Source organism: Xenococcus sp. PCC 7305, from assembly GCF_000332055.1.
In the GTDB taxonomy this organism is placed as follows: domain Bacteria; phylum Cyanobacteriota; class Cyanobacteriia; order Cyanobacteriales; family Xenococcaceae; genus Xenococcus.
In genome coordinates this window covers 1-16439 of the sequence record NZ_ALVZ01000181.1, presented here as the reverse complement: position 1 = coordinate 16439, position 16439 = coordinate 1, and the positions used below count along the sequence as shown (strand labels likewise).

Sequence of the window (16439 nt, the reverse complement as noted above, 5' to 3'; positions counted from 1 at the left end):
TTTTGGCTCTACCGAACCTGCAATTTAAAATTAGTTTGTTGTTTCGGGAATAGGGAATAGGGAATAGGGAATAGGGAATAGGGAATAGGGAATAAAAGAAATAATTGTTTCTGTTTCTTTTCTCGAACATAATCCCACTCTTTCAGATAAAATCAGGTAAGTTTCTAGTTCATTTAATGAGCCTACTGATATATTGAGAAATCTTAAATATTCTTTCGTATAGCGTCTCCCGTACCCTTCCGCTATGTTGGCAGGAATAGATGCAGAACTTCTTCTAATCTGTTGAACCATCCCATACAGTTCATCTTTGGGAAAAGTCCTAGTCAAAAAATAGCACTTTTCTGCAATAACTATACCCTTTTGCCAGATTCTTAAGTCTTTAAAGTCATGAATGTCGGACATAGTAAATTAACTTTATTTCTCTTACACTGTTCCCCGTTCCCCGTTCCCTGTTCCCTATTCTCAACTGCTAGTCTAGCAAGTTAAGTTTGAGAAAGCTCCATTCTCAATTTGCTTCCCAATATTATGATGATTGAAATCATAAACGATGTTAAAGATGCCCATAGTAAATGAGCATTCTGCCAATACCAGGCAGTAGCAGATATAGGGATAAAGACACAACAAAAAGAAATTAGAGAAGAGTTGCGCAAGGTTACGCCATCTTTGATGCCAATAAAATATCCTTCTAAAATAAATGCGATCGCACTCAGAGTCAGGAGGGGTAAAAACCAAATTGTATAGTCAGTAATTGCTTGGTTAATATAATTATGATTGGTCAGAAGGGCAAAGATTGTTTGGGGAAAAAACAAAACAATCAGAGCAAAACCTAAAGATAGTAACAAGCCATGGAAAATGCCTGTGAAGACTAAAGGCATAACTCTTTTTGTATCTCCCTGACCTTGAAAATTACCAATCAAAGTTTGGACTGTCATGCCAATTCCTTGAACAGAAAATTGACTTACCAGAACAATTTGTAATAACAATCCATTCTCAGTTAAGATTTCTTTTCCCATTGTGGCACTAAGATTAGTAAAGACCGCATAGCTAGAAATCAGAATTAAAAAGCGGATAAAGATATTACCTTTCAAAACTAAAGTTGAAGTGAGGGCTTGTTTATCAGATAAGGCTTTAATCGCTTCAGGCAGATCTTGCCATTGAATAGTCAAAGCTACGGCTACCAAACCGACAAATAGAGCTAAATATTGACTCAAAGCAGTTGCTAAACCGGCTCCCATAGAACCCCAACCCCATTGGGAGATCATTACATAATCTAGTAAAACATTCGAGCTATTAGCTATCAAAGAAATCAAAAAAACCCAACCATTCTTTTCTCTTCCGAGAAACCAACCTATCAGCACAAGATTTAATAAGACAGCAGGAGCACCCCAAATTCTGCTCTTGAAATAGACAACTCCTGAAGCTTTAATTACCGGCGAACCTGCTAAGATTGCAAAGCCCAATTTTTGGATCGGATATTGTAAACCTAAAATAATTATCGCGATCGCAAGAGCAATTAAGCCACTGCGCAATAGCTGCAACAAAATCTTTTGGTTATCATTTTCTCCTACAGCTTGAGCCGTCATCGTATTGGTACTGTTACGAATAAATTTGAGAACTCGATAGAGATAATCAAATAAAAGACTTGCTAAGATTACGCCAGCTAGGTAATTAATATTTGTTAAATGGCCCAAAAATGCAGCATCAAACAAACCTGCCAAAGGAACCATGAGGTTGGATAAAATACTAACAAAAGATAAGCGATAAAATCTTGGCAGAAAACTCTGATAATTATTAGGAATAGCAAGGGTCATATTATAGATCTTCTTAAATTAGTGAGATACAGACAGCTCTGCTTTCGAGAATAGGGAATAGGGAATAGAGAGTGCACCTCATGAATCTGAGAAACGCTATATAATTGGTAATTAATAACTGATAATTTCAATATTTTATAAATAAAAATTTAATAAATTAGTCAATCTTTCATTGTCTCATAAAATGATCATATTTGAACTATTGAGATTTTAGAGTATTTATGGTTCATCAAAATATCTGGACAAACTTTCATGCGAAGTTGCATCAAACCTTACGAGATCAACCTTTATTACCACCACAAAGCCGTATTTTAGTGGCAGTTTCTGGCGGTCAAGATTCTCTGTGCCTGAGTAAATTACTCTTAGATTTGCAATCAAAATGGTATTGGCATATTGCGATCGCCCATTGCGATCATGCCTGGGCCACAGATATGGGAATTGCCGCTCATGTGGAGAAAATTAGCCAGACCTGGTCAACGCCTTTTTATCTCAAACAAGCTCATAATCTCAAGGAAACCGAAGCGGCTGCTAGACAATGGCGATATCAAGCTTTAATCGAAATTGCCCAGGAAAATGACTTTCAATATATAGTTACAGGTCATACTAAAAGCGATCGCGCAGAGACTTTTTTATACAATTTAATTCGCGGGGCCGGAGCAGATGGCTTAAGCTCCTTGGGTTGGCAAAGAAATCTCACTCCTGATATTCAATTAATTCGTCCTATTCTGAATTTTACTCGTTCCGAAACCTTTGATTTTTGCCAAAAATTTTATCTTCCTATTTGGTTTGATATTGCCAATGAAAATAATAAATATGCCAGAAATCGGATTCGAGGCTATTTGATTCCCTATTTAAAAGATAATTTTAATCCTCAGGTAGAAAATTCTCTGGTGCAAACTGCGGAATTATTGCGAGCCGATACCGAATATCTAGAAACTATCGCAACTGAGTTACTCGCTCAAGTCAAGCATCCCACGGAACATAAATTAAATCGTCAAAAACTAAAAGCGATATCTTTAGCTTTACAACGTCGCATCATTCGTCAGTTTCTTCCCCAGGTCATTCAACATCAGCCCAATTTTGAACAAATAGAAGCTGTTTGCAAATTAATCTCAGCACCCAATAAAAGTCGAACTTCTAGTTTACCGAATAATGCGATCGCAGAAGCTGAAGGGGAATGGATTGTCTTTTATAAGGGAATAGGGAACAGGGAACAGGGAACAGAAAATAGAAGATGATCAAAAGGGACGCCTTAATACTGGTTTGCGTTGAGTACCCAAACTATCGTTATCACCAGAGCTATCGTTGCGCTTAGAGCAAATAACCAAAACCAAAGATAAGTGACTTTTTTTGCTCTTGAGAACTCGGAAGCGGGTGGAACTGGGAATAGAGAAGATTAGGAACGGGTTTCCCCAAACGCAAATGTTGCTCAATAATTATTTCGGCACTGTTAATATGAACCCTACTATACCAAGTCTTTTCCGGCAGAATTAAAACCATTGGACCATTGCCACATTGCCCCAAACAACCACAACCAATGATTGTCACCCCAGGAGGAGCCTGAGCTTGAAACACCGCCAAAACTTTATCCGCCCCAGATGGGCTACAGGTATTTCCCTGACAAACCAGGACAGTTTTGGAAGCGGGATTAGATTCTAAAATCAAGTGACGCCGACAACATTATCATTTTGCTGTTAGCAAACTACCACATATTGACATTCTCTTCATAAGAAAACGTCTCTTTTTAATATTGGGGACTTTTTTTTGGAACATTGCTGTAGTATTAAAGGTGTCTCAGGGGACATGCTTGCAGAGATTGCGATCGCTGTTGTCAACAGTGACGTTATGATTCAAATAATTCCCCATCCAAGAACAAACCTGAGTAATTAATTGTTCAAAAGAATCAATTTTCCATAATTTGATCTCGCCATTCTGTCCTGTGGTTGCCAGTAAATTGCCCTCTGGGTGTAAACTAATATCTTCAATGCCAGATTTGTGAGCTTTCCAGGTTGCTAGGGTTTTTCCGGTGTCGAGATCCCATAGCCAAACAGAACCTTGATTATCACCGCTAATAATTGTCTTCCCATCAGGGCTATAAACTACAGAATTGACTTCAGCACCATAAACATGGAAAGGAGATTGAGTGGAGTTTTTGTTGACATTCCAGCGACGAATTGTGCCATCTCGGCCCGCACTGGCCAGCCATTTGCCGTCAGAACTGAAAGTGACTTCATGAACCTCTCCAATATGATCCTGAAACATATTGTGTAATCGCTGATTTTGCCAGTCCCAGGCGATGACAAGGCCATCTTCTCCCGCACTAGCCAAAAATTTACTATTAGGACTAAAAGTTAGACTATTAACTAAACCATTATGATATGTTGGTAAATCTCTTATTAATTCCCCTTGTAAGTTATAGAGTTTTATTGTTCCCTGGCTTCCCGCGATCGCAATCATCTGCTCCTCAGGATGAAAAACAATAGTAGTTATCAAATCAACTTGAGTAGCAAAAATTCCCAAAGACTCATTCTGTAAATTGGAGATGTGAACCACACCATCTTCACTGACACTAGCTACGGCATCACCATCAGAGCTAATACCAATAGTTTTGATCCCTAAGTTCTGGGAGGTAAATCTTGATAATTGTTTACCTTGTAAATCCCAAAAATGAACTATCCCATCTGTGCCACCACTGACCAATGATTTGCCGTCAGGACTAAAGGTCAGACCCTGCACCCTATTGCGATCGCCCTGCCAGGTTAGAGATGTTTGTTTCTGTAAATTCCATAAACGAGTTGTGCCATCATCTCCAGAACTAACTAGTAGTTTGCCATCCTTGCTAAAGCTAACAGTTCTCACCGGACTGGAATGGCGACTAAATTGGTCTAATTGTTGACCCCGAAAATCCCATACTCTAGCAGTTCCATCTTCCCCTGCGGTGGCAATTGATTTACTATCGGGACTAAATGCCAAATTCCAGAGTCGGGTTCTATCTCCTGGCCAAGAGGCTATTTGCTGATATTGCCGATCCCAGATCTCAATCAACCCATTATCTCCTGCACTGGCAATAAGCTGACCATCAGGACTAAATGACACCTGCCAGCTATGAACCGGAACTTGCCATAATAACTCTCCTTGAAGATTCCAGAGCCGAATCGTTTTTTCTCCCCCTGTGGTTACAACCAATTGATCATCGGGACTAAAACTCACATTCTTGGTTGGTGCTTTATGAGCCTGCCATCTTGCTAGCTGCTTTCCTTCTCGATCCCAGAGGGCGACAGTGCCATCTTCGCCTCCTGCACTGGCAATTAATTGACCATTATGACTAAAGCTGACATCTCTGAGAATCCCTGGATGACCCTGCCATTGGGCGATCAGCGTCACGAGGTCTTGTGAGCTCTGAGAATCATAGGAAGAAGCAGATTTAAACCATCTGCCCTCTGCCATCTTCCCTCTGCCTTCAAGGGCGAAGCCCGATAATATTTTGTTTTCTAAGTTCCAGAGGCGAATTTTACCGTTTTCGGAACCACTAACTAACAATTTTTGATCGGGACTAAAAGAAACAGCCCAAACTCTTTGGTTATCAGCTTGCCAATTGGCTAATTTTTCTCCTTGCAAGTTCCATAACCTAATCCAACCGTTGTCTTCGGCACTAGCTATCAGATCACCTTGGGGACTAATTACACTTCTAACTGGTACTGTAGAACCTTGCAAACGATTAACTTCTTTGACTTGGTGAATTGACCAGAGCAAAGTTCCTGTGATTTCTTTCTGTAGCTGCTTTTGGGGATTTAGGATTTTTACTAGGGGATTTTTTAACAATTTGGCAGCGCGCAGACTATCAACCATGGAATCTAGGGTATTTTTCGAAGTTAAACCAGCTTTGGCTGATTGATTAGAAGCTTTGCTTTGACCGATTTGAGCATTAGTTTCTCCAAACAAAGCGAAAATTAGACCTGTAGCGAGCAGACTCATGATTGCGATCGCACTGCCGCGACGAAAGCGCACATTAAATCTTTTTCTAGCAATACTAGAGCGCACAAATTCCGTTTCTATTTTATTAAACCAACTATCTTGAGAATGCAGGATTTGTTGAAGTAAATCTAAGCGAGGATTGGCATTCCAGAGAAAAAGCCGCGATTTTGACTTATTTTGCCAATCAACTGCCGCAGGAGTTAACAGCCGTTGCAAAGCTAAATTATCCTGTTGTTGATCTTGGGATAGCCAATCTTGTAATTTATCCCAACCTCGAACCAAGAAATCATGGGCTGGCTCATAATAGATACTATCTGTTTCGGCCTCTTTGCCAGTGACAATTAAACGAGTCTCAACGAGGGAACTTAACACCCGTGACACTCGTTGGTTTTCTGCTTCGCTAGGATAAATTAGTTCTGGCTTCAATACTCGACGTTTAACGACTTCGCCCCCTTCAATTTCCACCATTCGCAACATGACTCGGCTCATGGTTAGACGATGGGCATCATCGGGCAACTTATCATATTCTTCGTTAGCTCTTCTGGTCAGCGAACCTGCTACGCCCCCTGATTGCTCGAAGTCTTCATCTACTGTTAGGGCACGTTCTTCTTGTCCTTCTTCTAGCCAGGCTCGATGCAGTCTGACATACATTTGGCTGAGGGCAAAAGATAGTAAGGGTAGGGCTCCTGCTGTTTGCGCTACTTCATCTAGCAGGCGATCAACCAAATTTGCAGGCTCAAAATATAATGCCATTTCGGTAGCAGGTTTGACGACAGCATCTCGTAATTCATCAGAACGCATCGCCCGAACCACAAAACGAGAATTCTCCCAATCGGAAGCTAGTGCTGATTTGAGGAATCTTGGTTCAAAATCAGAACGCAGAGTAATAACTAAACTTAGTTGGGGGCATTTTTTGAGGATATCGACCAGTAAAGTGATAAATTCTTGCCATGATGCGGTTTTTTCTGCTGTAATTTGGGGAGGCTCCAGCTTGCTCAGCGGCTTTGCAGAGATAGTTTTTTGCTCTAGAGTAATTAATTCTTCAAATTGATCAATTACTAACAACAGTCTTGAATTAGGATGTTGCTGGCTCCAAGCTTTGATGGCCTTGATATACTGGCAGAGGTTATCTTGCAGTCGCTGCCCTAACATTGTCGTATTGGCAACTGGTTTGTAATATTTATCTAGTTGAGAGAAGCCTCTGGCCAAGGCAGCATGGGGATTGGTTCCTGGTCGAAGGGGATTGAGAATTAGCCATTTCTGAGCCTGCTTTTGGCGCAAATAGGGAATTAAGCCGGCTTTAACTAAACTAGATTTTCCCGAGCCAGAAATACCCAAAACTACAGTTAGTTGTTGCTGCGATCGCCCAACTTTGGCCGCTAGCTCTTGAATGACCTCTTGGCGACCAAAAAATAAGTCGGCATGTCTTTCTTCAAAGGATTCTAGACCTCGATAGGGATTGTGATTTTTGTCTAATGGTGGTGCCGGTTCTAAATCTGGTTCGAGATCCGGCAGCTTGAAAATATATTCTCCGCGATCGTGATTTTTGAGGGGGAAAAATCCTGGGGTTTGTCTTTCCTGGGAACTCAACCCGACATAATCCCTCAGATAAAGATAAAGTTCGGGAGTTGTGATTACCCCATCAGCAATTAAATCGGCCTGGCGATCGCCTAAAGCTTTAATCAATCCTTCGGCAAAGGGGGAATGTTTTTTGCTATTATCTCTATCTCGGTTGTTCAGAAAGTCCAGAGCTTCTTGGTTATGGGCTGCTGAAGTAATTACTTGCCAAGCGGGATATTTGATAAAACGATGATAATGCTCCCAATGGATTTTCTCGGGGATGGGAATGAGTTTGCGAGTACTTGCCCAACGAAACGTCCCGGCAAAACAACAATCGAGAATCACGAGCAGATGACGACAGTGCAATTGGGATAACCAATCGTGGAGATCTATCATTCTCAATAAAGAGTCTTTTTGTTTGATATCTCCATCCTGGGGCACGAGATAACCTTCTGGGCCAATGTCACTGTTGCGAGCTAGGCCATGCCCCGCAAAATATAAGAGTAGGCGATCTCGATTGGTGGGTTTTATCTGGTTTGGCAGGATATCTGTAAACAGATTTTTTAGTTGCTCCTTCTTGGCATATTCATTTAAGATTACGCCCGAATTAAAATCAGGATGAATCAAATGATATTGGTAACTTTCGCTGAGGATAGTCGCGATCGCGATCGCATCTGACACTGGAGTTTGCAAAGGTGCAATGCCATTTTGGTATTCATTGATGCCAATGACTATGGCAATACTGCGATCGAAGGATTTGGACATAGGACTTGACCCGCTCGCTACCGCCATCTATTACTCAGTTGCAAATTGATGTTTTTATGCAAAAGAAGTTTTTTTGTAATAAAACTTTAAACATTGGGAGCCAAGTTAATAATCACTTTTCTGTAATGAAATTGATATATCGCCTAATTCCTGTAAGAAGATAAAATTATAACAAGATTATTGCTTTCAAAAAGTCTACAAAGGTATTTAAATCAAGTAATATCATGACAAAAGTTTCGCATAAAAAGTCAGAAATTATTCTTACTGAAAGAGGATTAACCATTTCAGGAACTAGAATTACTCTTTATGACGTAATAGATCTATTGAAAGCTGAATATCCAAAAAAGTTAGTCCGCGATAAATTTAACCTCACAGACGAACAAATCGAGGCTGCATTATCTTACATTGAGGATCATAAAACCCAGATAGAAAAGGAATATCAAGAAGTATTGCAGACGAGAAAAGAAATTTATCAGTATTGGGCAGATAGGAATAGTCAGCATTTTGATCGCATTGCTAAAGTACCTCATAAACCAGAATCAGAGTCTCTCTGGAGAAAACTTGAAGAACAAAAAGCCAGACGAGCTTCTGAGGTTTGATGATTTTCTTGGTTGATTACAATCTTGATGGATATACTCCTGTATTTCTTGGTATTTTGACTAAACTTGGCTGGTTGGATCTCCTATCTATTCGTTTTATTACTTTAAAAGAAGCTGGATTATCTATGGACACTAGCGATCGCATTTTATGGCGTTTTGCTCAATCAAATAAGATGATAATTCTGACTGCTAATCGCAACATGAAAGGAAAAGACTCATTAGAGCAAGTCATCCGTGAAGAAAATACAACGGCTTCATTGCCTGTAGTTACTATCGGAGCTCTTGATCGTCTTGATGAGTTTAACTATCGAGAACAATGTGTAGATCGCATGATTGAAATTGTCTTGGATATTGAAAATTATAAGGGAGTAGGCCGATTATTTATTCCCTAATGTGGCGCGACACTAAGCGCGACTAACTACCTCCGCGAAGGAGGATAAACGTCTTGGAGCAAAATATCATTTTGTAATCTGATTGTGATCATTTCATTAAAAATTTTGCGAGATCAACCTCTCTCGGTAAAATTAAATAACTATATTTTATTTGTCTTTGGTATTTGCCAATAGTTTGTTTATCAAAATGAATCATAATCAGCTGCCCTCCAAACAAGGTCTATACGATCCTCAATTCGAGCATGATGCCTGTGGTGTCGGTTTTATCGTCCATATGAATGGCGAGAAGTCCCATGAGTTGGTAGAACAAGCTTTGACGATTCTGATTAACTTGGAACATCGTGGAGCTTGTGGTGCTGAAACCAATACAGGGGACGGGGCAGGGATTTTGATGCAAATACCACATAAGTTCCTCAAAAAAGTCGCAGCCCAGGAAAATATTACCCTTCCTGAAGCAGGCCATTATGGGGTTGCCATGATTTATGCTTCCCCCGACCCAGCTCTTAGGGAGCAAGGGAGAAAGGTATTTGAAAGGATTGTCACCGAAGAAGGGCAACAAGTAATCGGTTGGCGCGATGTCCCTACCGACAACTCCACCATGGGGGACACCGCAAAATCCAGTGAGCCCTTCATGCAACAAGCTTTTATCCGAAGAGCAGCTGACCTTGATGAGGCAGCTTTTGAGCGCCGACTGTTTGTCGTTCGCAAACGCAGTCACCGAGCAGTTCACGAAGAAGTCGGAGATTCATTTTGGTATGAGTCCAGTGTTTCCTGCCGCACCATTGTTTATAAAGGCATGTTGATGCCAATGCAGGTGGGAGAATATTACCCCGAACTTCACGACAAAGATGTCGAAAGTGCCCTAGCCTTGGTTCATTCTCGCTTTAGTACTAATACCTTCCCTAGTTGGGAAAGATCTCATCCCTATCGCTACATTGCCCATAATGGGGAGATCAATACTTTGCGCGGTAATATTAACTGGATGCATGCGAGGCAGTCTTTGTTTGAGTCGGAGCTATTCGGCGAAGACATGAAGAAGGTGCAAAATCTAATCAACATCAATGGCAGTGACTCCAGCATTTTTGATAATACTTTAGAACTTTTGGTCTTGGCAGGGCGATCGCTACCCCATGCGGTGATGATGATGATTCCTGAGCCCTGGACAGCTCACGAATCGATGAGTGATCAGCAAAAGGCTTTTTATGAATATCATTCCTGCTTAATGGAACCTTGGGATGGCCCGGCCTCGATCGCCTTTACCGATGGCACCATGGTCGGCGCGGTTCTAGATCGCAATGGCCTACGACCTTCTCGTTATTATGTGACCAAAGATAATTTGGTAATCATGGCCTCAGAAGCTGGGGTTTTGCCGATCGCTCCTGAGCAGGTAGCTTTGAAAGGAAGGCTCGAACCAGGGCGTATGTTCCTGGTCAATATGGAAGAGGGCCGAATTGTAGCGGATGAAGAGATTAAGCAAGCAATTGTCGCAGAACATCCCTATCGCGAATGGTTGAATAAAAACCTAGTAGATTTGGCATCTTTACCGGAGGCAAATTCTGCTAATGGCAATGGTCGAGCATCGGTTGCTGACTCCGAGGCGGCGACAATTTTGCAAAAACAAATGGCCTTCGGTTATACCTTTGAAGAGCTGCGAATGCTACTCAAACCAATGGGGCTAAATGGAGTTGAAGCCCTGGGCTCCATGGGAACTGATACGCCCTTGGCCGTACTTTCTGATCGCCCGAAACTGCTTTACGATTATTTCCAACAGCTATTTGCTCAGGTAACTAATCCCCCCATCGATTCAATTCGCGAAGAAATTGTCACCTCCCCAGTCACTACCATCGGTTCTGAAAGTAACTTGCTCGACCCGCAACCTGAGAGTTGTCATCTGATTAAGTTAAAAACTCCTGTCATTACTAATGCTGAGCTAGCTAAGCTCAAACAACTTGAGGGGGATTTTCAATCGGCGACTTTGCCAATTCTGTTTGATCCGAGCACAGGAGAAGCCGGGTTAGAAGCAGCAATTAATCAGCTTTGTGCCGATGCAGACAAGGCGATCGCAGATGGTACGAGTATTCTGATCCTGAGCGATCGAGGTGTCACGGCTGAGCAAGCTCCCATTCCTGCTTTGCTAGCAGTGGCAGGTTTACATCACCATCTGATTCGCCAAGGCACTCGCACCAGAGTGGGGATTGTTCTTGAATCGGGAGAACCTAGAGAAGTACATCATTTTGCGGTCCTACTCGGTTATGGTTGCGGTGCCATTAATCCCTATTTGGCCTTTGCCACTCTCGATGAAATGATTAACGAGAGGATTTTACTGGATGTGGATTACCAGAAAGCCTGTAAAAACTATATTAAAGCCGTAACCAAAGGCACCATTAAAATTGCCTCGAAAATTGGGATTTCCACTCTCCAAAGCTATCGCGGCGCACAAATTTTTGAAGCGATCGGGCTGAATCATTCGGTAATTGATCGCTATTTCACCTGGACAGCTTCGAGGATCGAGGGGGCAGATTTGGCTGCGATCGCCCAGGAAACCATTTTGCGTCATAATCGAGCTTTCCCCGATCGCGATGTCAATGTCCATACCCTCGATGTTGGTGGTGAATATCAATGGCGCAAAGACGGCGAAGCTCATTTATTTAGTCCCCAAACTATTCATACCTTGCAGCAGGCGGTCAAAATTGGTGATTACCAGCTTTTCAAACAATATTCCCAACTGGTCAACGATCAAAATAAGCAACGCTTTACCCTCAGAGGCTTACTCGAATATAAAGAGCGCGAAGCAATTCCCCTCGAAGAAGTAGAACCCGTCGAAGAGATTATGAAGCGGTTCAAGACCGGGGCGATGAGTTACGGCTCAATTTCCAAAGAAGCCCATGAATCCCTGGCGATCGCAATGAATCGCATTGGTGGGAGATCGAATACAGGCGAAGGCGGCGAAGATCCTGAGCGTTACACCTGGACAAACGAACAAGGGGACTCGAAAAATAGTGCCATCAAGCAAGTAGCCTCAGGGCGTTTTGGGGTGACCAGTTTGTACCTGTCCCAAGCCAAAGAGCTCCAGATCAAAATGGCTCAGGGGGCAAAACCAGGAGAAGGGGGTCAGCTGCCAGGGAAGAAAGTCTATCCTTGGATTGCCAAAGTGCGCCATTCCACCCCCGGTGTGGGCTTAATTTCACCTCCACCCCATCATGATATTTACTCCATTGAAGATTTGGCTGAGTTGATTCATGACCTGAAAAATGCCAATCGGGAAGCTCGCATTAGCGTCAAACTAGTTTCCGAGGTTGGGGTCGGCACGATCGCTGCTGGAGTGGCCAAAGCCCATGCTGATGTGGTCTTAGTTTCTGGTTTTGACGGAGGAACCGGAGCCTCGCCCCAAACTTCGATTAAACATGCGGGTTTACCTTGGGAGTTGGGCTTAGCTGAAACCCATCAAACCTTAGTTTTGAATAATCTGCGCAGTCGGATTGCTGTCGAAACCGACGGTCAAATGAAAACTGGTCGGGATGTTGCGATCGCAACTCTCTTGGGTGCGGAGGAATTTGGTTTTTCCACGGCCCCCTTGGTTACTCTCGGCTGCATTATGATGCGGGTTTGTCATATGAATACTTGTCCTGCCGGTGTGGCCACACAAGACCCCAGACTACGGAAAAACTTTATTGGTGATCCTGCTTACACTGTGAACTTCATGCGGTTTATCGCCGAAGAGGTTCGTGAGATTATGGCCAGCTTAGGGTTTCGGACTCTGAACGAAATGGTCGGGCGTACCGATGTCTTGGAAGCGAAAAAAGCAGTTGATCATTGGAAAGCAAAAGGTATTGATCTCTCGCCAATCTTGCACCAGCCGGAAGTTGCCCCAGAAGTCGGTCGTTATTGCCAAATTCCTCAAGATCACGGCTTAGATAAATCCCTGGACATTACCACCTTACTTGATCTCTGCAAACCTGCGATCGAGCAAGGAGAAAAGGTTAAAGCGACCTTGCCGATTAAAAATGTCAATCGGGTAGTAGGGACAATTTTGGGCAATGAAATCACCAAACGTCATTGGAATGGCTTGCCAGAAGATACCATTCATCTGCATTTCCAAGGCAGTGCCGGACAAAGTTTGGGAGCATTTGTGCCCAAGGGTGTGACTCTCGAATTAGAAGGAGATGCCAATGATTATCTCGGTAAGGGTTTGAGTGGTGGCAAAATAATTGTTTATCCTCCCAAGGTTTCAACCTTTGTGCCCGAGGATAATATCATCATTGGTAATGTGGCATTTTATGGCGCAACTGCGGGGGAAGCCTATATTTATGGCATCGCAGGGGAACGCTTCTGCGTTCGCAACTCTGGAGTTAACGCTGTAGTAGAGGCCGTGGGAGACCATGCTTGTGAATATATGACTGGAGGAAAGGTTGTGATTCTTGGCTCTACTGGACGGAACTTTGGTGCAGGTATGAGTGGCGGCGTGGCCTATATTCTCGATGAGGATGGGGATTTTGCGACTCGTTGCAATACCCAAATGGCAGATATTGAGCCCCTTGATGAGGAAGACCGCGAAACTATTTACCAGATGATCCAAAACCATGCTGATTATACCAATAGTCAAAAAGCAGCCAAAGTGCTATCTAATTGGCAGGAGACAGCAGCCAAATTTGTCAAGGTAATGCCCCGAGATTATAAGCGGGTGTTGCAGGCAATCAAGAATGCGATCGCAGAAGGATTAAGTGGCGACGATGCCCTAAATGCAGCCTTTGAAGCTAATGCCCGCGATGTATCCCGTATTAGCGGCAGCTGATTCAAGGGACGTAGCATCCGTGGCGGAATCCGCGTAGAGACGTAGCATGCTACGTCTCTACCATCAATAATTCATCATTCATAATTTTTTAATCGACTATGGGAAAACCAACAGGCTTTATTGAATATCTCCGCGAAGACCCTTCAGAATTACCGGCAGCAGAGCGCATCCATAATTGGGACGAATTTCATCTGCCGATGCCAGAGGACAATCTCAAAACTCAGGCGGCAAGATGTATGGATTGCGGGACACCTTTTTGTCACACGGGAATCACCATTAATCGGATGGCTAGTGGTTGCCCCATTAATAATCTAATTCCCGAATGGAATGATCTAATCTATCGCGGACTCTGGCGTGAAGCCTTAGAAAGATTACATAAAACCAATAATTTCCCAGAGTTTACTGGTCGGGTTTGCCCTGCCCCTTGTGAAGGTGCTTGTGTGTTGGGGATTCATAATCCTCCTGTAACAATTAAAAATATTGAATATTCGATTATCGAAAAAGGTTGGGAATCAGGTTGGGTAACGCCTGAACCACCAGAAAAACGCACAGGGAAAAAAGTTGCGGTCATTGGCTCTGGGCCTGCAGGGCTTTGTGCCGCTGCTCAACTCAATAAAGCAGGTCATTGGGTAAAGGTCTTTGAACGGGCAGATCGACCAGGAGGGCTGCTAATGTATGGCATCCCCAATATGAAACTGGATAAAAAAGAGATTGTGCTGCGTCGCATCGAACTATTAGAGCAAGAAGGTGTAGAATTTATCTGCAATACCGAAATTGGCAAGGATTTGCCTGCTGAGCAATTACTCAAAGAATATGATTCGGTTATTCTTTGTACTGGAGCTACCAAACCAAGAGATCTGCCAATCGAAGGTCGTGATCTAAAAGGTATTCATTTTGCCATGGAATTTCTGACAGAAAACACCCAAGCAATTCTTGAGCAAAGAGATCCTAGTATTTCTGCCCAAGGAAAAGACGTGGTAATTATTGGTGGTGGTGACACAGGAACTGACTGCGTAGGGACATCGGTACGGCATGGTTGTAGCAGCTTAGAACAACTAGAAATTATGCCCCAACCTCCCCTAGAACGTGCGGCTGATAATCCCTGGCCCGAATGGCCGAAAGTTTACCGCCTAGATTATGGACAAGAGGAAGCTGCTGCTAAATTTGGTGGTGATCCCAGAGGCTATCTGACTACAGCAACCAAGTTTGAAGGGGATGAGTCAGGACAAGTCAAAGCAGTTCATACGGTGCAGATTCAGTGGGCAAAAGATGAGAATGGTCGCTTTACTCCGCAACATGTTCCTGGCACCGAAAAAGTTGTACCGGCACAATTAGTATTGCTCGCTATGGGTTTCTTGGGGCCCGAACAACCACTCCTTGATTCTTTGGGGCTCGATCGCGATGGTCGTAGTAATATCAAAGCCGAATATAACCAATACAATACGAGTATTCCTGGAGTTTTTGCTGCAGGAGATTGTCGTCGGGGTCAAAGTCTAGTGGTTTGGGCATTCGATGAGGGTCGCGGGGTAGCTCGTGAATGCGATCGCTATTTAATGGGGAGTACGGATTTGCCCTAACCTGAGTTCGATTCGTACAAAATTTACTAGTTCTGAATTGGGATTTGGGGATTTGGGGATTTGGGGAAAATTTTTGTTCCCTGTTCCCTGTTCCCTGTTCCCTAAAACTTAAATTTGTAACACCTCACGAGCCAAAAAATTGCTATCAATTATTAATTGGCAAAACGCGATCGCAGACAAATAAGGTTCCCGAGGCAACACATAGGGGAATCGTAAATAAATTAACTAAAGGAATACTAATTAAAAAGAAACAAACTAGAGCAAAACTAGCACTAGCAGGAAAACTTTGAATAACTAAATTTAACTTTTTACGGAACTTTAAGCGTCTTCTCTCAAGGGCAGAGTCCATAAAATCAAGACCAATAATCGTCGTGCTCAGAGTAAACCAACTTGCGGTGACAATCAAGGTTCCAATACCGGGGAATAAGTTGATGATTAATAAAGGAATCCCAATCCCAATCATCAAAACAATCTTTTTTAACTCGTATAAAATTGCCCTACCAAGATCTGTTGCGAGACTAACTTCGACAATTTCTACATTGCCTGTGCGAATTTTCTCCAACTTTTCTGAAAGTTGTCCATACCAAGGTGCTCCTAACAAAACACCGAACTGAGTCAAAATAAATCCTGTGACAAAAAACAGAACAATAGTTAATAAAAGTTTCAGTAACAAGATTAATCCCGATACTCCATAGTTGAGAATTGAGAGCCATGCAGGAAGCTCGGCAATAAATTGACTCAATCTTGTGGAAATATCAACTTGGATTTCTGTGATTAAATCTAAGCCGAAAAATAGTAATCCCCCATAAATTGCGATCGCGATAATCAGATTCAGAATAATTGGAATCACAATATATCCTATTAGTTTAGGATGACGGATAAATAATATTAAAGCTCTAAAAGGATAGGTTGCCCCCGCAACAGTCCCAAATCCACCTAAAACTTTTTTAATCATGCAAAAAGGCCAA

General features: G+C 42.6%; 10 protein-coding genes. 5 read left to right on the top strand and 5 right to left on the bottom strand.

The window, feature by feature from the left end; translation table 11 throughout:
• Positions 1 to 30: 30 nt before the first annotated feature.
• Both XEN7305_RS13450 and gntT read right to left on the bottom strand, forming a co-directional pair.
• The gene (locus XEN7305_RS13450) at positions 31 to 402 is read right to left on the bottom strand and encodes a four helix bundle protein (RefSeq protein WP_006509995.1); all 372 of its coding nucleotides are present in this window, start codon (positions 400 to 402) and stop codon (positions 31 to 33) included.
• A gap of 80 nt (positions 403 to 482) precedes the next feature.
• Positions 483 to 1811 (bottom strand): guanitoxin biosynthesis MATE family efflux transporter GntT, encoded by a 1329-nt coding sequence (gene gntT, locus XEN7305_RS13445; RefSeq protein WP_006509994.1) that lies wholly within the window; start codon positions 1809 to 1811, stop codon positions 483 to 485.
• Positions 1812 to 2032: 221 nt separating this feature from the next.
• On the opposite strand from gntT, the gene tilS reads away from it, so the two are divergent.
• Positions 2033 to 3049 carry a tRNA lysidine(34) synthetase TilS gene (tilS, locus tag XEN7305_RS13440; protein ID WP_006509993.1) on the top strand — a complete coding sequence of 339 codons (1017 nt, stop codon included), beginning with the start codon at positions 2033 to 2035 and terminating at the stop codon, positions 3047 to 3049.
• A gap of 73 nt (positions 3050 to 3122) precedes the next feature.
• On the opposite strand, the gene XEN7305_RS13435 is transcribed toward tilS, so the two are convergent.
• Positions 3123 to 3476: a ferredoxin gene (locus XEN7305_RS13435; protein WP_006509992.1), complete on the bottom strand. Its 354-nt coding sequence runs from the start codon at positions 3474 to 3476 to the stop codon at positions 3123 to 3125.
• Positions 3477 to 3605: 129 nt separating this feature from the next.
• Complete coding sequence (locus XEN7305_RS26675) at positions 3606 to 8111, bottom strand: caspase family protein (RefSeq protein ID WP_144053268.1); 4506 nt, start codon at positions 8109 to 8111, stop codon at positions 3606 to 3608.
• 224 nt (positions 8112 to 8335) lie between these two features.
• On the opposite strand from XEN7305_RS26675, the gene XEN7305_RS13425 reads away from it, so the two are divergent.
• The 4 genes from XEN7305_RS13425 (at position 8336) to gltD (ending at position 15471) form a co-directional block, all read left to right on the top strand.
• A complete protein-coding gene (locus tag XEN7305_RS13425; protein WP_006509990.1) occupies positions 8336 to 8710 on the top strand; it encodes a DUF433 domain-containing protein in 375 nt (124 codons plus the stop codon).
• Positions 8710 to 9102 (top strand): hypothetical protein, encoded by a 393-nt coding sequence (locus tag XEN7305_RS13420; RefSeq protein WP_006509989.1) that lies wholly within the window; start codon positions 8710 to 8712, stop codon positions 9100 to 9102. Before XEN7305_RS13425 ends, XEN7305_RS13420 begins: the two co-directional genes overlap by 1 nt.
• A gap of 187 nt (positions 9103 to 9289) precedes the next feature.
• A complete protein-coding gene (gene gltB, locus XEN7305_RS13415; protein WP_006509988.1) occupies positions 9290 to 13894 on the top strand; it encodes a glutamate synthase large subunit in 4605 nt (1534 codons plus the stop codon).
• A gap of 98 nt (positions 13895 to 13992) precedes the next feature.
• Positions 13993 to 15471 carry a glutamate synthase small subunit gene (gene gltD, locus XEN7305_RS13410; RefSeq protein WP_006509987.1) on the top strand — a complete coding sequence of 493 codons (1479 nt, stop codon included), beginning with the start codon at positions 13993 to 13995 and terminating at the stop codon, positions 15469 to 15471.
• Between the two features lie 145 nt (positions 15472 to 15616).
• On the opposite strand, the gene XEN7305_RS13405 is transcribed toward gltD, so the two are convergent.
• Positions 15617 to 16439 (bottom strand): EI24 domain-containing protein (locus tag XEN7305_RS13405; protein ID WP_006509986.1); only part of this gene is annotated, 823 nt, incomplete at its 5' end.